This is a genomic window from Streptomyces sp. NPDC104814 (assembly GCF_055583185.1).
Genome location: NZ_JBVJOL010000011.1, coordinates 142,993 through 156,355, shown reverse-complemented (window position 1 = coordinate 156,355; position 13,363 = coordinate 142,993). Strand labels below are relative to the sequence as shown.

Sequence of the window (13,363 nt, the reverse complement as noted above, 5' to 3'; positions counted from 1 at the left end):
GAGCCGACCCGCCCTCAACACGGTGACGTGCCATGGTGGTTCCTCCACCCGATCAAGGGGGAGCCACCGTCTTCGACACCTCCGTCGGCCGCATCAAGGAGGAGAACCTCCGCCACGACTCCACGGCGTACGGTGCGGCGTCCTGGACGAACGCCGCCGCGCCGCCGTGTGAGCCGGCCGACGGGTGCTGGGGACCCCGGGATCACGCCTCCCGGGGGACCACCGGAGCCGGGTCGTCGAGCAGGTTCTGCGGGGTGGGCAGTGCGGGCGACGGCCCGCCGAACGCGGACTCGGGCTCGGCGTCGGGATGCGGGTGGCAGGTGAAGCCGAGGCGGGTCATCGCCAGGGTGACCTCCCGGCCGGTGAAGTCCCGCCGGTCCTGCCGGGTGACGACCTCACCCACCTGCTTCACGGGGTAGCGGCGCCGCCCGATCGTCACGGACTCACCCGTGACGGGTTCGGGCGTGACGCCCTCCATGGAGGCCAGCACTCCGGCCTTGGTCAGCTCGAACGGATAGCGGGCGATGACACAGCGCATGATGCCTCCCAGGAGGGGTGAACGGGCTGTCGGACAGGGGGCGTTCAGCCGGCGGCCGGGTGCGCGCTAGGCCGCCCGGCCCAGGGCGGAGCCGCGTCCCGTGCCACGCCGCGCCGCTTCACCGGAGGACCGGCCGCGCCCCGAACGTCCCCGGCGGGAACGGGACGACGACGAGGAGCCGGGCGCGGCGGCACGGCGGCTGGGTTCGGGCGCGGGTGCGGCGATGACCACGGGGACACCGGAGGGCGCCTGGGCGCCGGTGATGCGGTTCAGCTCCTCCTCGCCCGGACGCACGGCCGTGACGCGTGCCGTGACACCGGCCGTCGAGATCAGCCGCTTGAACTCACCGCGCTGCTCGGGGGTCACCAGGGTGACGACGGTGCCGGACTCGCCGGCCCGGGCGGTGCGGCCGCCGCGGTGCAGATAGTCCTTGGGGTCGGTGGGCGGGTCCACGTTGACGACGAGGTCGAGGTCGTCGACGTGGATGCCGCGGGCGGCGACGTTGGTCGCCACCAGCACGGTGACCTGGCCGTCCTTGAACTGGGCGAGGGTGCGCGTGCGCTGCGGCTGGGAGCGGCCGCCGTGCAGGGCCGCGGCCCGCACACCGCTGCTCAGCAGGTGCTTGGTGAGCCGGTCCACGGCGCGCTTGGTGTCCAGGAACATGATCACCCGGCCGTCCCGGGCGGCGATCTCGGTGGTCGCCTGCCGCTTGTCCGCGTCGTCGACGTGGAGGACGTGGTGTTCCATCGTGGTGACGGCACCGGCCGACGGGTCGACGGAGTGGACCACCGGGTCGGTCAGGTAGCGGCGGACCAGCAGGTCGACGTTGCGGTCGAGGGTGGCCGAGAACAGCAGCCGCTGGCCGTCGGGGCGCACCTGGTCGAGCAGGGCGGTGACCTGGGGCATGAAGCCCATGTCGGTCATCTGGTCGGCCTCGTCGAGGACGGTGATGGCGACGTCGTCGAGCTGGCAGTCGCCGCGGTCGATGAGGTCCTTGAGCCGGCCGGGCGTCGCGACGAGCACCTCGGCACCGGCGCGCAGCGCACCGGCCTGCCGGCCGATGGACATGCCGCCGACGACGGTGGCCAGGCGCAGCCGCACGGCCCGGGCGTAGGGCGTGAGCGCGTCGGTGACCTGCTGGGCCAGCTCACGGGTGGGCACCAGGACGAGGGCCAGCGGGCGGCGTGGTTCGGCGCGCAGCCCGGTGGTGCGGGCGAGTACGGCGAGGCCGAAGGCGAGGGTCTTGCCCGAGCCGGTGCGGCCGCGGCCGAGGACGTCACGGCCGGCCAGCGAGTTCGGCAGGGTCGCCGCCTGGATCGGGAACGGCACGCTCACGCCCTCCTGGCGGAGCGCGGCCGGCAGGGCCGGCGGCAGGCCCAGCTCGTCGAACGACTCCACGGGCGGCAACGCGGGCGTGATCGTCTTCGGCAGGGCGAATTCACCCGAGGGGCGGGACGCGCCCTGTGCCGAGGACGGCCGACGGCCGCGGCGGCTCTGGGAACCACCGGCGGAACCGGATCCGCCGGATCGGTTGTATGTACGAGCGGAACGGGCACGGCTCATGCGAAATCTTCACGCTTTCCTGGACGCGGCACGTATCCGTCAAGGAAATCGCGCGGCAGGAAAACCGCCGCGCGGAAAACCGCAGAACGAGCCGGAATTGAAGGGGGCGGACCGGATCGGTCGACGACGCCCCGAACGACGCGAGCTGGGGCCCGCACCCCAAGGTGCGGGCCCCAGCTGCTGTGTGACGCGATGGTGCGCAGGTCAGGCGGGGACGATGTTCTCGGCCGTCGGGCCCTTCTGGCCCTGACCGATGTCGAAGGTCACCTTCTGGCCCTCCTGCAGCTCGCGGAAGCCCTGGGCGTTGATGTTCGAGTAGTGGGCGAAGACGTCGGCGCCGCCGCCGTCCTGCTCGATGAAACCGAAGCCCTTTTCCGCGTTGAACCACTTGACAGTACCGGTCGCCATTTTTTTCTCCTTCGGGACGGTGTTCGAAGCCGCTCTGTGCGGCTCCGGTCGCCGCGATGATCACCCCGCAGGAAAAAAACTCCCGGCAACCACAACTGCAACTGACGTCGACACTACCATGCCGCAATCGCTCCCGCACGGAAAAAAATAATTCCCCTCCGCTTGCCGGGACGGGAATATTTCGCGTCTTCCAATGGCACGGCACCCATCTCAACAGCTGGTCGCCTCCGCCCGCCCCGGCGACCCGGGGGGCCGGCCCGAAAAAGAGCGGGCGGCGCGGCGGGAAGAGCTGCTAGCTTGCGGTCGACCGTGACCGAGCCGGAGGAGGTGACACCCGTGAACGCTGTATCGAGGTGGGTGCTCCCCCTTTCCGTCACGGTGTGCGACTGACCCAGGTGTCGTCGGGAGCGCCCCTTTCCCAAGGCACTCCTGGAAGGCGAACACCATGAACACTGTGACGATCACCCGGGTCGACCAGGCCCGATGGCAGGCGGTGGCGGACGACCGGATCGTCGGCCACGGCGATGTCGCGCACCGCCCCGACGGGCGGCTCTTCGTCAGCGTCGACGTATGGCAGGACCCGGTCTTCGACCAGCTCGCCGCGGCGATGCTGGCGGACCTCCCCGCGCCGCTCCACACCGTGGTCGGCGAGGACGACCACGAGCTGACCTCGCGCTGGCAGCGGCTCGGCTTCACCGTCGGACGCCGTGAGCGGGAGTACGTCCTGCCCACCGGCGTGCGCGACACCCCGCTCGGCGCGCCACGGCCGGCCCCGGATGTGACGATCCTGCCCGCCGGCGAGGCCGACATGAGCCGGCTGCGCGCACTGGACCGCGTGATCCGCGAGGAGGTCGGAGCCACCGTCGGCTGGCACACCATGCCGGCCGAGGTACTGCCCGGCCCGGCCGGCTGCCTGCCGCTGGACCCGTCGAAGCACGCCGTGGCGGTCCGCGACGGTGAGTACGCCGGACTGGTCCGCGTCGTGCGGGTGCGCCACCGGGCACGGATCGGGCTGATCGCCGTCCGGGCGGATCAGCGCGGGCGCGGCATCGGACGAACGCTGCTGGCCCACGCCCTGGACGCGTTGCGCCGGGACGGGGCCGACGCCGCCTGGGCCGAGGTGGACGAGTCCAACACTGTGGCGATCGCGCTGGCCGAGGGCGCCGGGGCCCGGCGTTCGGGCGGCTGCCTGGAGCTGGTGCGCCGATGAGCCAGGCCAAGGGCGTGGAGGCCGAGGGCACCGTCCTCGAATGCCTGCGCAACGCCACCTTCACGGTGGAGCTGGAGAACGGGCATCGCGTGCTCGCTCACATCAGCGGGAAGATCCGGAAGCACCGCATCAAGATCCTCCCGTTCGACCGCGTGCTCCTGGACCTCAGCCCGTACGACCTGAGCCGCGGCCGCATCGTCTACCGCTACCGGAGCTGACCGGCGCCGCCCCCGGACGACGGGCGGTGCTCAGCCGGAGCCGGAGCCGCCCGCGGCTTCGGCGGCGGCACGGCGGTACTCGGCGTTGATGCGCTGCGCGTCCTCGAGCTGGTCCTCGAGGATGACGATGCGGCACGCGGCCTCGATCGGGGTGCCCCGGTCGACGAGCTCCCGGGCGCGGGCGGCGATCCGCAACTGGTAGCGGGAGTACCGGCGATGTCCCCCCTCCGAGCGGAGCGGAGTGATCAGACGAGCCTCCCCGATGGCCCGGAGGAAAGCCGGGGTGGTACCGAGCATCTCGGCTGCCCGGCCCATCGTGTACGCGGGGTAGTCGTCGTCGTCCAGACGATCGTTCAGTGGGTTGTCCGCGGTCATGTCACCTCGCTGTGCAACGCGTCGAGGGGCCCCGGTGCCGTACGGCACCAGGGCCCCGAGGGAATTCAACACCATGCGTCGCCACTGCCGCTGTGAGCCGTCCGTCCGTCCCGGCCGGGGTGCGCTGCAGCGGGGGGCCCGCCGACGCGCGCGGCCGGAGCCGCCCGTCGGGGCCGGAGCCGTGCGTCGGGGCCGTACGAAATTCGTCGTACATCCCGGCAATATTCCTGGAACATATTCCTGGAACCTGTCAGGAATATTCCCCGAATTCATCGCCGGGTCATTGCCGGAATCGGCAGAAACGGCAGAATCGGCCCGGAATTATCTGCTAAACAAAGCGAGCCGGGGCCCGCACCTCATGGTGCGGGCCCCGGCTGCGACGTGTGACGTGATGCGTCCGCGCCTGTGCGTCAGGCGACGGGAACGATGTTCTCGGCCGTCGGGCCCTTCTGGCCCTGCGCGATGTCGAACGACACCTTCTGGCCTTCCAGCAGCTCGCGGAAGCCCTGGGCGTTGATGTTCGAGTAGTGGGCGAAGACGTCGGGGCCGCCGCCGTCCTGCTCGATGAAGCCGAAGCCCTTTTCCGCGTTGAACCACTTCACGGTACCGGTAGCCATGATGTTTCTCCTTCGGGAACGGTGTCAGGAACGCACCCTGTGCGCATTCCATGTCGCCGTGATGATCAGCCGTCGGAAAAACCGTCTGGCAACCACACCTGCAACTGATGACGACAGTAGCACGGAGACGTCGGCCGTGCGGGGCGGAAAATCCGGCCCACTTCGTGGCGGCAGGAATATTTCCGGTGCCCCGCAGCGAATTCTCCTGCCGCGACTACAGATATGGATCCGCCCGCGGCACCAGCCGGGCGAGGCCGCGGGCCGCCAGGACGACGCAGGTCACCGCCAGCGGCACCTCCGCAACGACAGCCATGGCCACCGCGGAGACCTGATCCGCGCCCGGCGCCGCCGTCAGGGTGTCGAACCAGGCGTCGGCCCCCAGCAGGGTCGCGGTGGCGGTGGCCGTGAGCGGGTGCAGACGGTGACCGCGACGGGCCAGCAACCCGGTGGTGATCAGCCCCACCGCCTCCAGGGCGTCCAGGCCGATCCAGATGACGGGCCGGTGCCCCGTGCCCCCGGGCAGGCCGTACGCGAGGACGACCAGCCAGGGCAGCAGGCCCAGCCCGCAGACGACCAGGACGTGTTCCGCCCGGCACCGGCGGCGCGTCCGGCCGCCGGCCGACCGGCGCACGGCGTCCTGCGGCCGGCACTCACCAAGCGCGCTCATCGGATCGGCCCCCCTCACGTTCGCGGCTCCTGCTCACGGTCTCCAGCCTGCGCCGCACGGCGATCGCGGTCAGTAACGCGGGGGCCCGTTCCGTGGTGGCACCAGTTGCACCCCCGGAGCGGATCCCTGTGCCATCGATTTCCCCCGACCGCCGCACATACCGTCTCCCCATGCCTACAACTGCCCGTCTCCGGCGCGTGATCCTGCGACCGTTGCAAGGAGCCGGACGCCCGGTCGCGTTTCTCGCCACGGGCGTCCTGATCCAGCTCGGTGTGCTCTTCGTGCTGGCGCTGCCCTGGATGCTGTTCGTGCCGGTCGCGATGTGGGCGGTTCTGCTCGCGGTCTTCGTCCCCCTGGCCGCCGTCGCGCTGGCCGGGCCGCTCCTGACCGCGGCGCAGCACGGCCGCTTCCGCACCCGGCTCGGCGTGGACATCCCCCCGCCCCGCCCTGGGCGCCGGCCCGCGCCGCTCGCGTGGATCCGCAGCCCGGCGGGACGGCGGCAGCTGATGTACCACCTGCTGGACGGGCCGCTGCTGGCGCTCGCGGCGGCCCTCGTCCTCCTGCTGTGGACCGCGGCCGGCACGGCGGTCTCGGTCTACGCGTGGCTCTGGCTGGTGCCGCTCGACTGGCGCGTCGGCCACCCCGGGTACACCACCTGGGCGGCCTTTCTCACCGCGGCGGGCCTGGCCCTGCTGTACGCGGCGGCGTGGACGTCACGGGCCCTCGCCCGGCTCGACACCCGCGTCGCGAGCGTCCTGCTCGGCCCCAGCCGTGAGGAGCAGCTGGCACGCCGGGTCGACGACCTGACCGAGAGCAGGGCCGGCCTGGTGGACGCCGTCGACGCCGAACGGCGCCGCATCGAGCGCGACCTGCACGACGGCGCTCAGCAGCGGCTGGTCTCCCTGGCGGTCAACCTGGGACTGGCCAGGGCGACGCTCGGCGACCTGCCCGAGGACGCCCGCCGTGTGATCGAGGAGGCGCACCGGGAGGCGAAGGAGGCGATCGACGAGCTGGGCGGTCTGGTGCGCGGACTGCATCCCGCCGTGCTGGAGGACCGCGGCCTCGACGCCGCGATCTCGGGCGTCGCGGGCCGGGCACCGATTCCGGTACGGGTGTCGGTGACGCTGCCGTCGCGGCCCTCGCCCACGATCGAGGCCGTGGCCTACTTCGTGGTCTCCGAAGCGCTGACGAACGTGGTGAAGCACGCCGAGGCGTCCAGGGCCGAGGTCATCGTGGAGCGTTTCGGGCCGACGCTGCTGGTCGTCGTCAGCGACGACGGTGTGGGCGGCGCCGATCCGGCCGGCGGAACCGGCCTTGCGGGGCTGGCGAAGCGGGTCGCCGCGGTGGATGGCACCCTGTCGGTCGACAGCCCTGTCGGGGGGCCGACCGTGATGACCGTGGAGCTGCCGTGCGTGCCGTGATCGCCGAGGATTCCGTCCTGCTGCGGATCGGCGTGGTCAAGGTCCTGGAGATGGCCGGGTTCGAGGTGGTCGCCGAAGCCGGTGACGCCGAGGCGCTGTTGTCGGCGGTCGAGGAACACCGGCCGGACATCGCGGTGGTGGACGTCCGCATGCCCCCCGGCTTCACGGACGAGGGCGTGCGCGCGGCGCTGGTCGTCAAACAGCAGTGGCCGGACACGGCGGTCCTGCTGCTCTCGCAGTACGTCGAGGAGCGGTACGCGGCCGACCTGCTGTCCCTGCACACCTCGGGAATCGGCTATCTCCTCAAACAACGCGTGGCCGACGTCGAGGAGTTCGCCGACGCGCTACGGCGGGTCGCGGCCGGCGGCACCGTCCTGGACCCCCAGGTCGTCTCCCAGCTGCTGGTGCGCCGCCACAGCGATCCGCTGGACCGGCTCACCCCCCGGGAACGCGAGGTCCTGGAGCTGATGGCGGGCGGCCGCTCCAACGCCGGAACAGCCGAGGCCCTCGTGATCAGCGAGAGCGCGGTCGCCAAACACATCAACAGCATCTTCACCAAGCTCGACCTGCCGAAGGCGGACGCGGACCACCGCAGAGTCCTCGCCGTACTCCGCTTCCTGGGAGTCTCCTGACACGGGCCCGGGCAGCACAGAACCCCGGACCGACGGCCCGGGGTTCGTATGGAGCGGGCGACGAGAATCGAACTCGCGCTCTCAGCTTGGGAAGCGCCGGCGCCTGGGCGGGTTCATGGGCCCTGACCAGCGCAGATACCTGTCCTTGAGGTGGTCGTGTGGGCCGGATTGCACCGCTGTTGACCGTGATTTTCCCCCTTACGGGCACGCTATGGGCACGCCTCCGGAGCCATTGGTCTGGGGGACGGGGCGACGGACATTCGGAGGATCCTGCGTCCAGGTGCCTCTTGCCCAGGAGATGCGTGGTTGCGGGTGCGCAGGTGGTTCGGCTTCCGGCTGTCATTCGACGTCGACTCCGTAGGCGCGGGCGAGGCCGTCGAGGCCGTCCGCCCATCCCTGACCGAGGGCCCGTAGCTTCCATGCGGGTAGGCCGTCGACGGTGTGCTGATACAACTCGGCGACCACCATGGCTCGGATATCCGGGTTTGCGGACGGCTGGAAAGCCCATGTCGCCCCCCTCACGCAGTCCATGTGCAAGGCGGTGTGGGTGAGAGAGCCGCAGTTCAGGCCCGTGTTGACGTCCATGTTGATGGCGATGGCGACGCGGCGCACTCGCTCGGGCAGGGCAGCCAGGTGAATGGTGGCGCGTTCGACGGAGTACGGACCCTCCTGCTGCTTGCCCAGGAGCCGTGCGGCGCCGTCGGCAGAGAAGGGCTGGTTGTAGAAGACGAAGTCCTCGTTAGCCGCCACCCGGCCGTCCCCTCCCCGGTCAGGAAGAGGGTGAGGTCCGCGTCCGCCCCGGCGAAGCTGAAGGCGACGTGCAGCCCCTGCCAGGCGTCCTCGGGCAGGACGAGGGTCTGGCCGGGGATGAGCGAGGCAGGCAGCGCGGGCGGCGTGGCGGGTAGAGGAGGCGGTCCTGCCGACCTCCCTTGCTTCCATTCGGCGAACGGCTTGATCCGGTAGGGATCGGTGAGTGGCGCCCGGTCGTCGGGCGGGGTGCCGGCGCCGAGGGTGACGTCGATGTCGGCGAGCGACGGTTCGTCGGCACCGGGTTCCTCCTGAGCGTGGTCGAGCAGGTCCTGGAGGCCGGGCACACGGCTGCGGTGGCGAAGCCCTCGTTCAGTGTGGCGACGATGTTGGAACCCATGGACGTCAGCCACCACAGAACGTGGTCCCGCTTCGTGAGGTTCTTCAGCGTCGGGCGTCCGCCGGGCGTGAGCCCAGGCGTCTGACCGGGCATGGAGTCGAGGTCCTGTTGTCTCACAACGACGCACAGCACCGAGCCGTCCACGCCTACGGCACAGCCGGCGGCAGGGTTGTCCGAGAAGGCGGTGTTCACCGCTTCGCAGACGGTGTCCTCGTCATTGGCGAGGCGTGCCACCAGTGTTCGGCCTCGTCCGCCAACTGATGGTGGATCGCTCACAGTCGCGCTGTCTCGGCGGCCAGGTAGGCAGGTGCGTCCTGTTCCGCCCGTTGCCTGGCCGCAGCCCTCTCCGCGCGGGCCAGCCGCCCCACGCCCAGAAGATGGAACGTCCGGGCTTCGGCGAGCGCCCATGACAGGCTCAGTTGGGGAGCGTCCGGGATGACTTGCGGATGCGCCGCGGGGAAGGACCCCAGGTGAACGCTGGTCATCTGACGCCTCAGCTCGCGCAACTGAGTGATGGCGGCATCGCGCTCCGCCTCCTGCTGAGCCCGCTCCGCCTGACGGCGCGCCCGGTCCAGTTGCACGGCTGAGGGGGCGACCGCACGAGAGCGTGTCGTACGCCGTGTACTGGTGCGCCGTCGATTGCCGCCGAGGGAACTCGAGGCGTAGAAGGGGCCGAACCCGGTCGACATCCTGGCGCCGCCGCTGCCCATGCTGAGCCTCGCCGCACGTGGCCCGACCGAGGTGCGCACTCCACGAGTCGAGACCCGCACACTCATCCCAGGTACACCGACACGGAAACCGAACCCATGACACACACCTCTCCCCAGGACCAGTCCGGCACCCGGACGGGGCCTGTGAGGTCGGCTCGGCCGGACCTCGACAACGGGACGAGAGGTAGCTGCGCGGATACATCAATCCGGTACATGGACTAGTATTGGTACATGTCCATGAAGCGCACGAACGTCTACGCGGACCCCGAGGACCTGGCGATCATCAAGGAGGCTGCCAAGCGCCGGGGTATAAGCGAGGCCGAGATCATCCGCCAGGGCATCCACCTTGCAGCCATGGCGAACCGGGTCTGGGACGAGCCGCTGTTCTCGCGCACCTTCGAGGGGCCGGGGCGCACGCTGCCCAAGTCGGAAGTCCGCGACACGGTCGCCGAAGCGGTCCGGCGTGAGACCGGCTCGGGCTCCGGATCCGCGGCGTGATCATTGTCATCGCCGATACGTCCGGCCTTCTGGCAGCGCTGGATTCGGCTCACCCGGAACACCGGGCGGCGAACGAGGCCATCATGGCGGCGGGCCTGCTGGTCATGTCCCCGCTCCTGCTGGCCGAACTGGATCACGTGGCGACGCGCGAGCTCGGCAGGGAGGCTGCCGTCAGCGCGGTCGACGACCTTCGGCGCTGGATGAGCCGGGGTCGTGTCGTCCTGCCGGAGATCACGGAAGACCACCTGGGCGCCGCACAGTCTGTTCGTGTCCGCTACCGCGCGCTGGACCTCGACCTCGCCGACGCGGTGAACGTGGCGCTTGCCGCCGACTACGACACGGACGCGATTCTTACCCTCGACCGACGAGACTTCCGGGCCGTACGCCCGTTGGGCCGTTACAAGGCGTTCCGGGTACTCCCCGACGACCTCCCGCTCTGACGCAGGGACCCGGCGGTCAAGAGCCCGCTTCTACAAGGGGCTTGTGCCCGCCCACGCGGCATCGGCCCCTCAATGAACAAGGCCCAGGTCTCTGACCTGGGCCTTCAGTATGGAGCGGGTGACGAGAATCGAACTCGCGCTCTCAGCTTGGGAAGCTGATGTTCTACCATTAAACTACACCCGCGTAAGTTTCCGACGGCCTCCCGAGTCGGGTGGTGCCGGAACCGTCGCCCACTGTACCTCATCCCAGGCCCCCGGTGTTCATGGACGGGGGTCTGCGTGTGTTCGCGGGGACGGGGTATGCGGCTGCGCGGGGCCGGAGTTGGGGCGTACGGTGGGGGCGTGCCGGAGGGGCTCCGCGAGGTCGGAGTGCCGCCTGGAGAGCCGTCCCTTTCATCCCGTAATGTGTGGCCTCGTCGCCAGGGCAGTCCAGCCCGGCGCGGCTCTTTGGGGAAGGGACTTCAGGACTTGATGGAGCGCACCCTCGTCCGTTGTGCCGACGGGCACGTGTTCACCGCCGCTTCGTTCCCGATGCAGCAGGCCGAGCGACTCGGTCCCGGACGCCTCGTCCGGTGTCCCCGGTGTGCCCGGCTGCGCAGCGTGGTGCCGGTCACCCTCGTGGACAAGCGGTAGCGGAGACAAGCGACGTCGCGGACAAGCCGCGGCGTGATGCGTGGGAGAGATCGTCCCCGGCGTGCGGGACCCTCACGATTGGGGGGCTCCGCACGCCTTGCGTATCCTCGCTACGTGCTTCTCTCAGACAAGGACATCCGGGCCGAGATCGATGCCGGGCGGGTCCGCATCGATCCCTACGACACAGACATGGTGCAGCCGTCGAGCATCGACGTCCGGCTGGACCGTTATTTCCGGGTGTTCGAGAACCACCGGTACCCGCACATCGACCCCTCCGTCGAGCAGGCCGACCTCACCCGGCTGGTCGAGCCGGAGGGCGACGAGCCGTTCATCCTGCACCCTGGTGAGTTCGTGCTGGCCAGCACGTACGAGGTGATCACCCTCCCGGACGACATCGCCTCCCGGCTCGAGGGGAAGAGCTCGCTCGGGCGGCTCGGGCTCGTCACCCACTCCACCGCCGGGTTCATCGACCCCGGCTTCTCCGGGCACGTCACGCTGGAGCTGTCGAACCTCGCCACCCTGCCGATCAAGCTGTGGCCGGGGATGAAGATCGGCCAGCTGTGCATGTTCCGGCTCAGCTCGCCCGCCGAGTTCCCCTACGGGGCCGAGCGGTACGGATCGCGCTACCAGGGGCAGCGCGGCCCCACCGCCTCCCGGTCCTTCATCAACTTCCATCGGACGCAGGTGTGAGCGCGAGCATGAGTGACGTGCGTGAGAATCTGACCTACGAACTCTTCGGCAAGGCCGTGCGCGAGCTCGCGCAGACCATCGCCGACGACGGCTACCGGCCCGACGTGGTGCTGAGCATCGCCCGGGGCGGCGTGTTCGTCGCCGGCGGTCTCGCCTACGCCCTCGACTGCAAGAACATCCACCTGGTCAACGTGGAGTTCTACACCGGCGTCGGCACCACCCTCGAGATGCCCGTCATGCTCGCCCCGGTGCCGAACGCGATCGACTTCACCGACAAGAAGGTGCTGATCGCGGACGACGTCGCCGACACCGGTAAGACGCTCAAGCTCGTCCACGACTTCTGCCTCGACCACGTCGCCGAGGTCCGCTCCGCCGTCATCTACGAGAAGCCGCAGTCCCTCGTGAAGTGCGAGTACGTCTGGAAGCGCACCGACGACTGGATCAACTTCCCGTGGAGCGTCTTGCCTCCCGTCGTGAAGCGTGAGGGTCAGGTTCTCGACGCCTGAGACCCCGCGCCCCATACCCACGCACGTGTGCGGGCACCGCATGCGAAAGGCCCCCGGCTGTGTGACGCCGGGGGCCTTTCGCGTGCCGGGAGTGCCTAGAACGTGCCCAGCTTCACGATCGACAGCAGTGCGATCAGCTGGATCGCCGACGCGCCCAGTGCCTTCGGCCACGGCAGGTCGTGCGAGCGGCTGACCATCAGGGTGAGCAGCGCGCCGCCCGCGACCCAGGTCGCCCAGCCCAGGACCTGCACGAACGGTGCGTCGCCGCCCGCGAACATCGCGACGACCAGGCGTGGCGCGTCCGTCAGGGCCATGATCAGCATGGACAGCCCGACCGTGGGCTGCCACGCCCCGTCGCCGCCGAGCTGGCGGGCCAGCGTGTGGGTGACCGCGCCCAGGACGAAGGAGGAGATCACCATCGCCACGGCCGTCGTCAGCACGATCGGGATGGCGTTGGAGAGCGTGGCCTTGATCGCGTCCTGCCGGGCGCCGTCGAAGCCGAAGACGGCCAGCAGGCCGTAGAGGAACGTCACGACGAGGGCCGGGCCCCACATCGCGTAGTCCCGCATCCGCAGGAACGTCTGGTTCGGGGCCAGCACGATCCCCTTCAGCAGGTCCTTCCAGTGCAGCCGCGGCCCGATCGGGCCGGCCGGGGCCGCCGCGCCGGCCTGGTAGGTGCCGCCCTGCGTGTAGCCCTCGTCGTAGCGGGCCTGGTCGTCGATGGAGAACGCCTGGGTGTGCCCGGGCTGGTTCGCCGCGTACGGGTCCGCCGGGCCGGGGCCGTAGCCGCCGCCCGGGCCGCCGAAGTACTCCGGCTCGCCCTGCGGCGGGTGACCGCCGGCCTGCGGCCACGGCGACGCCGGGCCGCCGGCGCCGCCCGGTGGGGGCGACTGCGGGTAGCCGTACGACGGTCCCTGCGGTGCCTGCTGTCCGTACGGGGGGTGTTGCGGTCGCGATTGCGGGGCACGGCCGTCCCGGCCGCCGCGTCCGATCCTGAATCCAGCCACGTCAACGAACGTACCTGGTTCCGCTGAGTGACGTGCCCACGGCCGAGTCCCCGGCGGGGGTTTGCGGCCGAGCTGTGACATCC

The 13,363-nt window shown here is 70.4% G+C and carries 17 protein-coding genes and 1 tRNA gene; 8 read left to right on the top strand and 10 right to left on the bottom strand.

Features of this window, described 5'->3' with window-relative positions:
* Positions 1-202: 202 nt before the first annotated feature.
* The 3 genes from ACZ64A_RS30740 to ACZ64A_RS30730 form a co-directional block, all read right to left on the bottom strand.
* Positions 203-538, bottom strand: a complete 336-nt coding sequence (locus tag ACZ64A_RS30740) for an SCO5918 family protein (protein ID WP_469815024.1) — start codon at positions 536-538, stop codon at positions 203-205.
* A 66-nt stretch (positions 539-604) separates the two neighbouring features.
* Complete coding sequence (locus ACZ64A_RS30735) at positions 605-2,101, bottom strand: DEAD/DEAH box helicase (RefSeq protein WP_469815023.1); 1,497 nt, start codon at positions 2,099-2,101, stop codon at positions 605-607.
* A 204-nt stretch (positions 2,102-2,305) separates the two neighbouring features.
* Positions 2,306-2,509, bottom strand: coding sequence for a cold-shock protein (locus ACZ64A_RS30730; protein WP_469815022.1), 204 nt, complete (start codon positions 2,507-2,509; stop codon positions 2,306-2,308).
* Between the two features lie 445 nt (positions 2,510-2,954).
* On the opposite strand from ACZ64A_RS30730, the gene ACZ64A_RS30725 reads away from it, so the two are divergent.
* Entirely contained in the window at positions 2,955-3,719 is a 765-nt protein-coding gene (locus tag ACZ64A_RS30725) for a GNAT family N-acetyltransferase (protein WP_469815021.1), read from the top strand.
* On the top strand, positions 3,716-3,937 hold the full coding sequence (gene infA / locus ACZ64A_RS30720; RefSeq protein ID WP_469815020.1) for a translation initiation factor IF-1: 222 nt from the start codon (positions 3,716-3,718) through the stop codon (positions 3,935-3,937). The genes ACZ64A_RS30725 and infA overlap by 4 nt, the downstream gene beginning before the upstream one ends.
* Before the next feature lie 30 nt (positions 3,938-3,967).
* Here the strand turns inward: infA and ACZ64A_RS30715 are convergent, their stop codons facing one another.
* The 3 genes from ACZ64A_RS30715 to ACZ64A_RS30705 form a co-directional block, all read right to left on the bottom strand.
* Entirely contained in the window at positions 3,968-4,312 is a 345-nt protein-coding gene (locus ACZ64A_RS30715; protein ID WP_469815019.1) for a MerR family transcriptional regulator, read from the bottom strand.
* A 410-nt stretch (positions 4,313-4,722) separates the two neighbouring features.
* Positions 4,723-4,929 carry a cold-shock protein gene (locus tag ACZ64A_RS30710; RefSeq protein WP_469815017.1) on the bottom strand — a complete coding sequence of 69 codons (207 nt, stop codon included), beginning with the start codon at positions 4,927-4,929 and terminating at the stop codon, positions 4,723-4,725.
* A 214-nt stretch (positions 4,930-5,143) separates the two neighbouring features.
* Positions 5,144-5,596 (bottom strand): hypothetical protein, encoded by a 453-nt coding sequence (locus ACZ64A_RS30705; protein ID WP_469815016.1) that lies wholly within the window; start codon positions 5,594-5,596, stop codon positions 5,144-5,146.
* A gap of 170 nt (positions 5,597-5,766) precedes the next feature.
* Between ACZ64A_RS30705 and ACZ64A_RS30700 the strand changes: the two genes are divergently transcribed.
* Both ACZ64A_RS30700 and ACZ64A_RS30695 read left to right on the top strand, forming a co-directional pair.
* On the top strand, positions 5,767-7,017 hold the full coding sequence (locus tag ACZ64A_RS30700) for a sensor histidine kinase (protein ID WP_469815015.1): 1,251 nt from the start codon (positions 5,767-5,769) through the stop codon (positions 7,015-7,017).
* A complete protein-coding gene (locus ACZ64A_RS30695) occupies positions 7,005-7,649 on the top strand; it encodes a response regulator transcription factor (protein ID WP_469815013.1) in 645 nt (214 codons plus the stop codon). The genes ACZ64A_RS30700 and ACZ64A_RS30695 overlap by 13 nt, the downstream gene beginning before the upstream one ends.
* A gap of 339 nt (positions 7,650-7,988) precedes the next feature.
* Here the strand turns inward: ACZ64A_RS30695 and ACZ64A_RS30690 are convergent, their stop codons facing one another.
* Both ACZ64A_RS30690 and ACZ64A_RS30685 read right to left on the bottom strand, forming a co-directional pair.
* Positions 7,989-8,399, bottom strand: coding sequence for a TerD family protein (locus tag ACZ64A_RS30690; RefSeq protein ID WP_469815011.1), 411 nt, complete (start codon positions 8,397-8,399; stop codon positions 7,989-7,991).
* Between the two features lie 669 nt (positions 8,400-9,068).
* A complete protein-coding gene (locus tag ACZ64A_RS30685; RefSeq protein WP_469815009.1) occupies positions 9,069-9,377 on the bottom strand; it encodes a hypothetical protein in 309 nt (102 codons plus the stop codon).
* A 360-nt stretch (positions 9,378-9,737) separates the two neighbouring features.
* Between ACZ64A_RS30685 and ACZ64A_RS30680 the strand changes: the two genes are divergently transcribed.
* The gene (locus tag ACZ64A_RS30680) at positions 9,738-10,004 is read left to right on the top strand and encodes a ribbon-helix-helix domain-containing protein (protein ID WP_030734427.1); all 267 of its coding nucleotides are present in this window, start codon (positions 9,738-9,740) and stop codon (positions 10,002-10,004) included.
* A complete protein-coding gene (locus tag ACZ64A_RS30675) occupies positions 10,001-10,444 on the top strand; it encodes a PIN domain-containing protein (protein WP_450827575.1) in 444 nt (147 codons plus the stop codon). Before ACZ64A_RS30680 ends, ACZ64A_RS30675 begins: the two co-directional genes overlap by 4 nt.
* Positions 10,445-10,554: 110 nt before the next feature.
* Here ACZ64A_RS30675 and ACZ64A_RS30670 read toward each other — a convergent pair.
* Positions 10,555-10,628 (bottom strand) — tRNA-Gly (locus ACZ64A_RS30670).
* A gap of 563 nt (positions 10,629-11,191) precedes the next feature.
* Here ACZ64A_RS30670 and dcd point away from each other — a divergent pair.
* A complete protein-coding gene (gene dcd, locus ACZ64A_RS30665; protein ID WP_469815007.1) occupies positions 11,192-11,767 on the top strand; it encodes a dCTP deaminase in 576 nt (191 codons plus the stop codon).
* Between the two features lie 8 nt (positions 11,768-11,775).
* Positions 11,776-12,273, top strand: a complete 498-nt coding sequence (locus ACZ64A_RS30660; protein ID WP_469815005.1) for a phosphoribosyltransferase — start codon at positions 11,776-11,778, stop codon at positions 12,271-12,273.
* A 95-nt stretch (positions 12,274-12,368) separates the two neighbouring features.
* Here ACZ64A_RS30660 and ACZ64A_RS30655 read toward each other — a convergent pair whose 3' ends face one another.
* The gene (locus ACZ64A_RS30655; protein WP_469815003.1) at positions 12,369-13,361 is read right to left on the bottom strand and encodes a Yip1 family protein; all 993 of its coding nucleotides are present in this window, start codon (positions 13,359-13,361) and stop codon (positions 12,369-12,371) included.
* Positions 13,362-13,363: the final 2 nt, after the last annotated feature.

Bases quoted from the DNA above. Each gene is read 5' to 3' on its own strand.
- ACZ64A_RS30740 (WP_469815024.1), bottom strand. From the start codon at position 538: ATGCGCTGTGTCATCGCCCGCTATCCGTTCGAGCTGACCAAGGCCGGA.
- ACZ64A_RS30735 (WP_469815023.1), bottom strand. From the start codon at position 2,101: ATGAGCCGTGCCCGTTCCGCTCGTACATACAACCGATCCGGCGGATCC.
- ACZ64A_RS30730 (WP_469815022.1), bottom strand. From the start codon at position 2,509: ATGGCGACCGGTACTGTCAAGTGGTTCAACGCGGAAAAGGGCTTCGGT.
- ACZ64A_RS30725 (WP_469815021.1), top strand. From the start codon at position 2,955: ATGAACACTGTGACGATCACCCGGGTCGACCAGGCCCGATGGCAGGCG.
- infA (WP_469815020.1), top strand. From the start codon at position 3,716: ATGAGCCAGGCCAAGGGCGTGGAGGCCGAGGGCACCGTCCTCGAATGC.
- ACZ64A_RS30715 (WP_469815019.1), bottom strand. From the start codon at position 4,312: ATGACCGCGGACAACCCACTGAACGATCGTCTGGACGACGACGACTAC.
- ACZ64A_RS30710 (WP_469815017.1), bottom strand. From the start codon at position 4,929: ATGGCTACCGGTACCGTGAAGTGGTTCAACGCGGAAAAGGGCTTCGGC.
- ACZ64A_RS30705 (WP_469815016.1), bottom strand. From the start codon at position 5,596: ATGAGCGCGCTTGGTGAGTGCCGGCCGCAGGACGCCGTGCGCCGGTCG.
- ACZ64A_RS30700 (WP_469815015.1), top strand. From the start codon at position 5,767: ATGCCTACAACTGCCCGTCTCCGGCGCGTGATCCTGCGACCGTTGCAA.
- ACZ64A_RS30680 (WP_030734427.1), top strand. From the start codon at position 9,738: ATGTCCATGAAGCGCACGAACGTCTACGCGGACCCCGAGGACCTGGCG.
- ACZ64A_RS30660 (WP_469815005.1), top strand. From the start codon at position 11,776: ATGAGTGACGTGCGTGAGAATCTGACCTACGAACTCTTCGGCAAGGCC.
- ACZ64A_RS30655 (WP_469815003.1), bottom strand. From the start codon at position 13,361: ATGTCACAGCTCGGCCGCAAACCCCCGCCGGGGACTCGGCCGTGGGCA.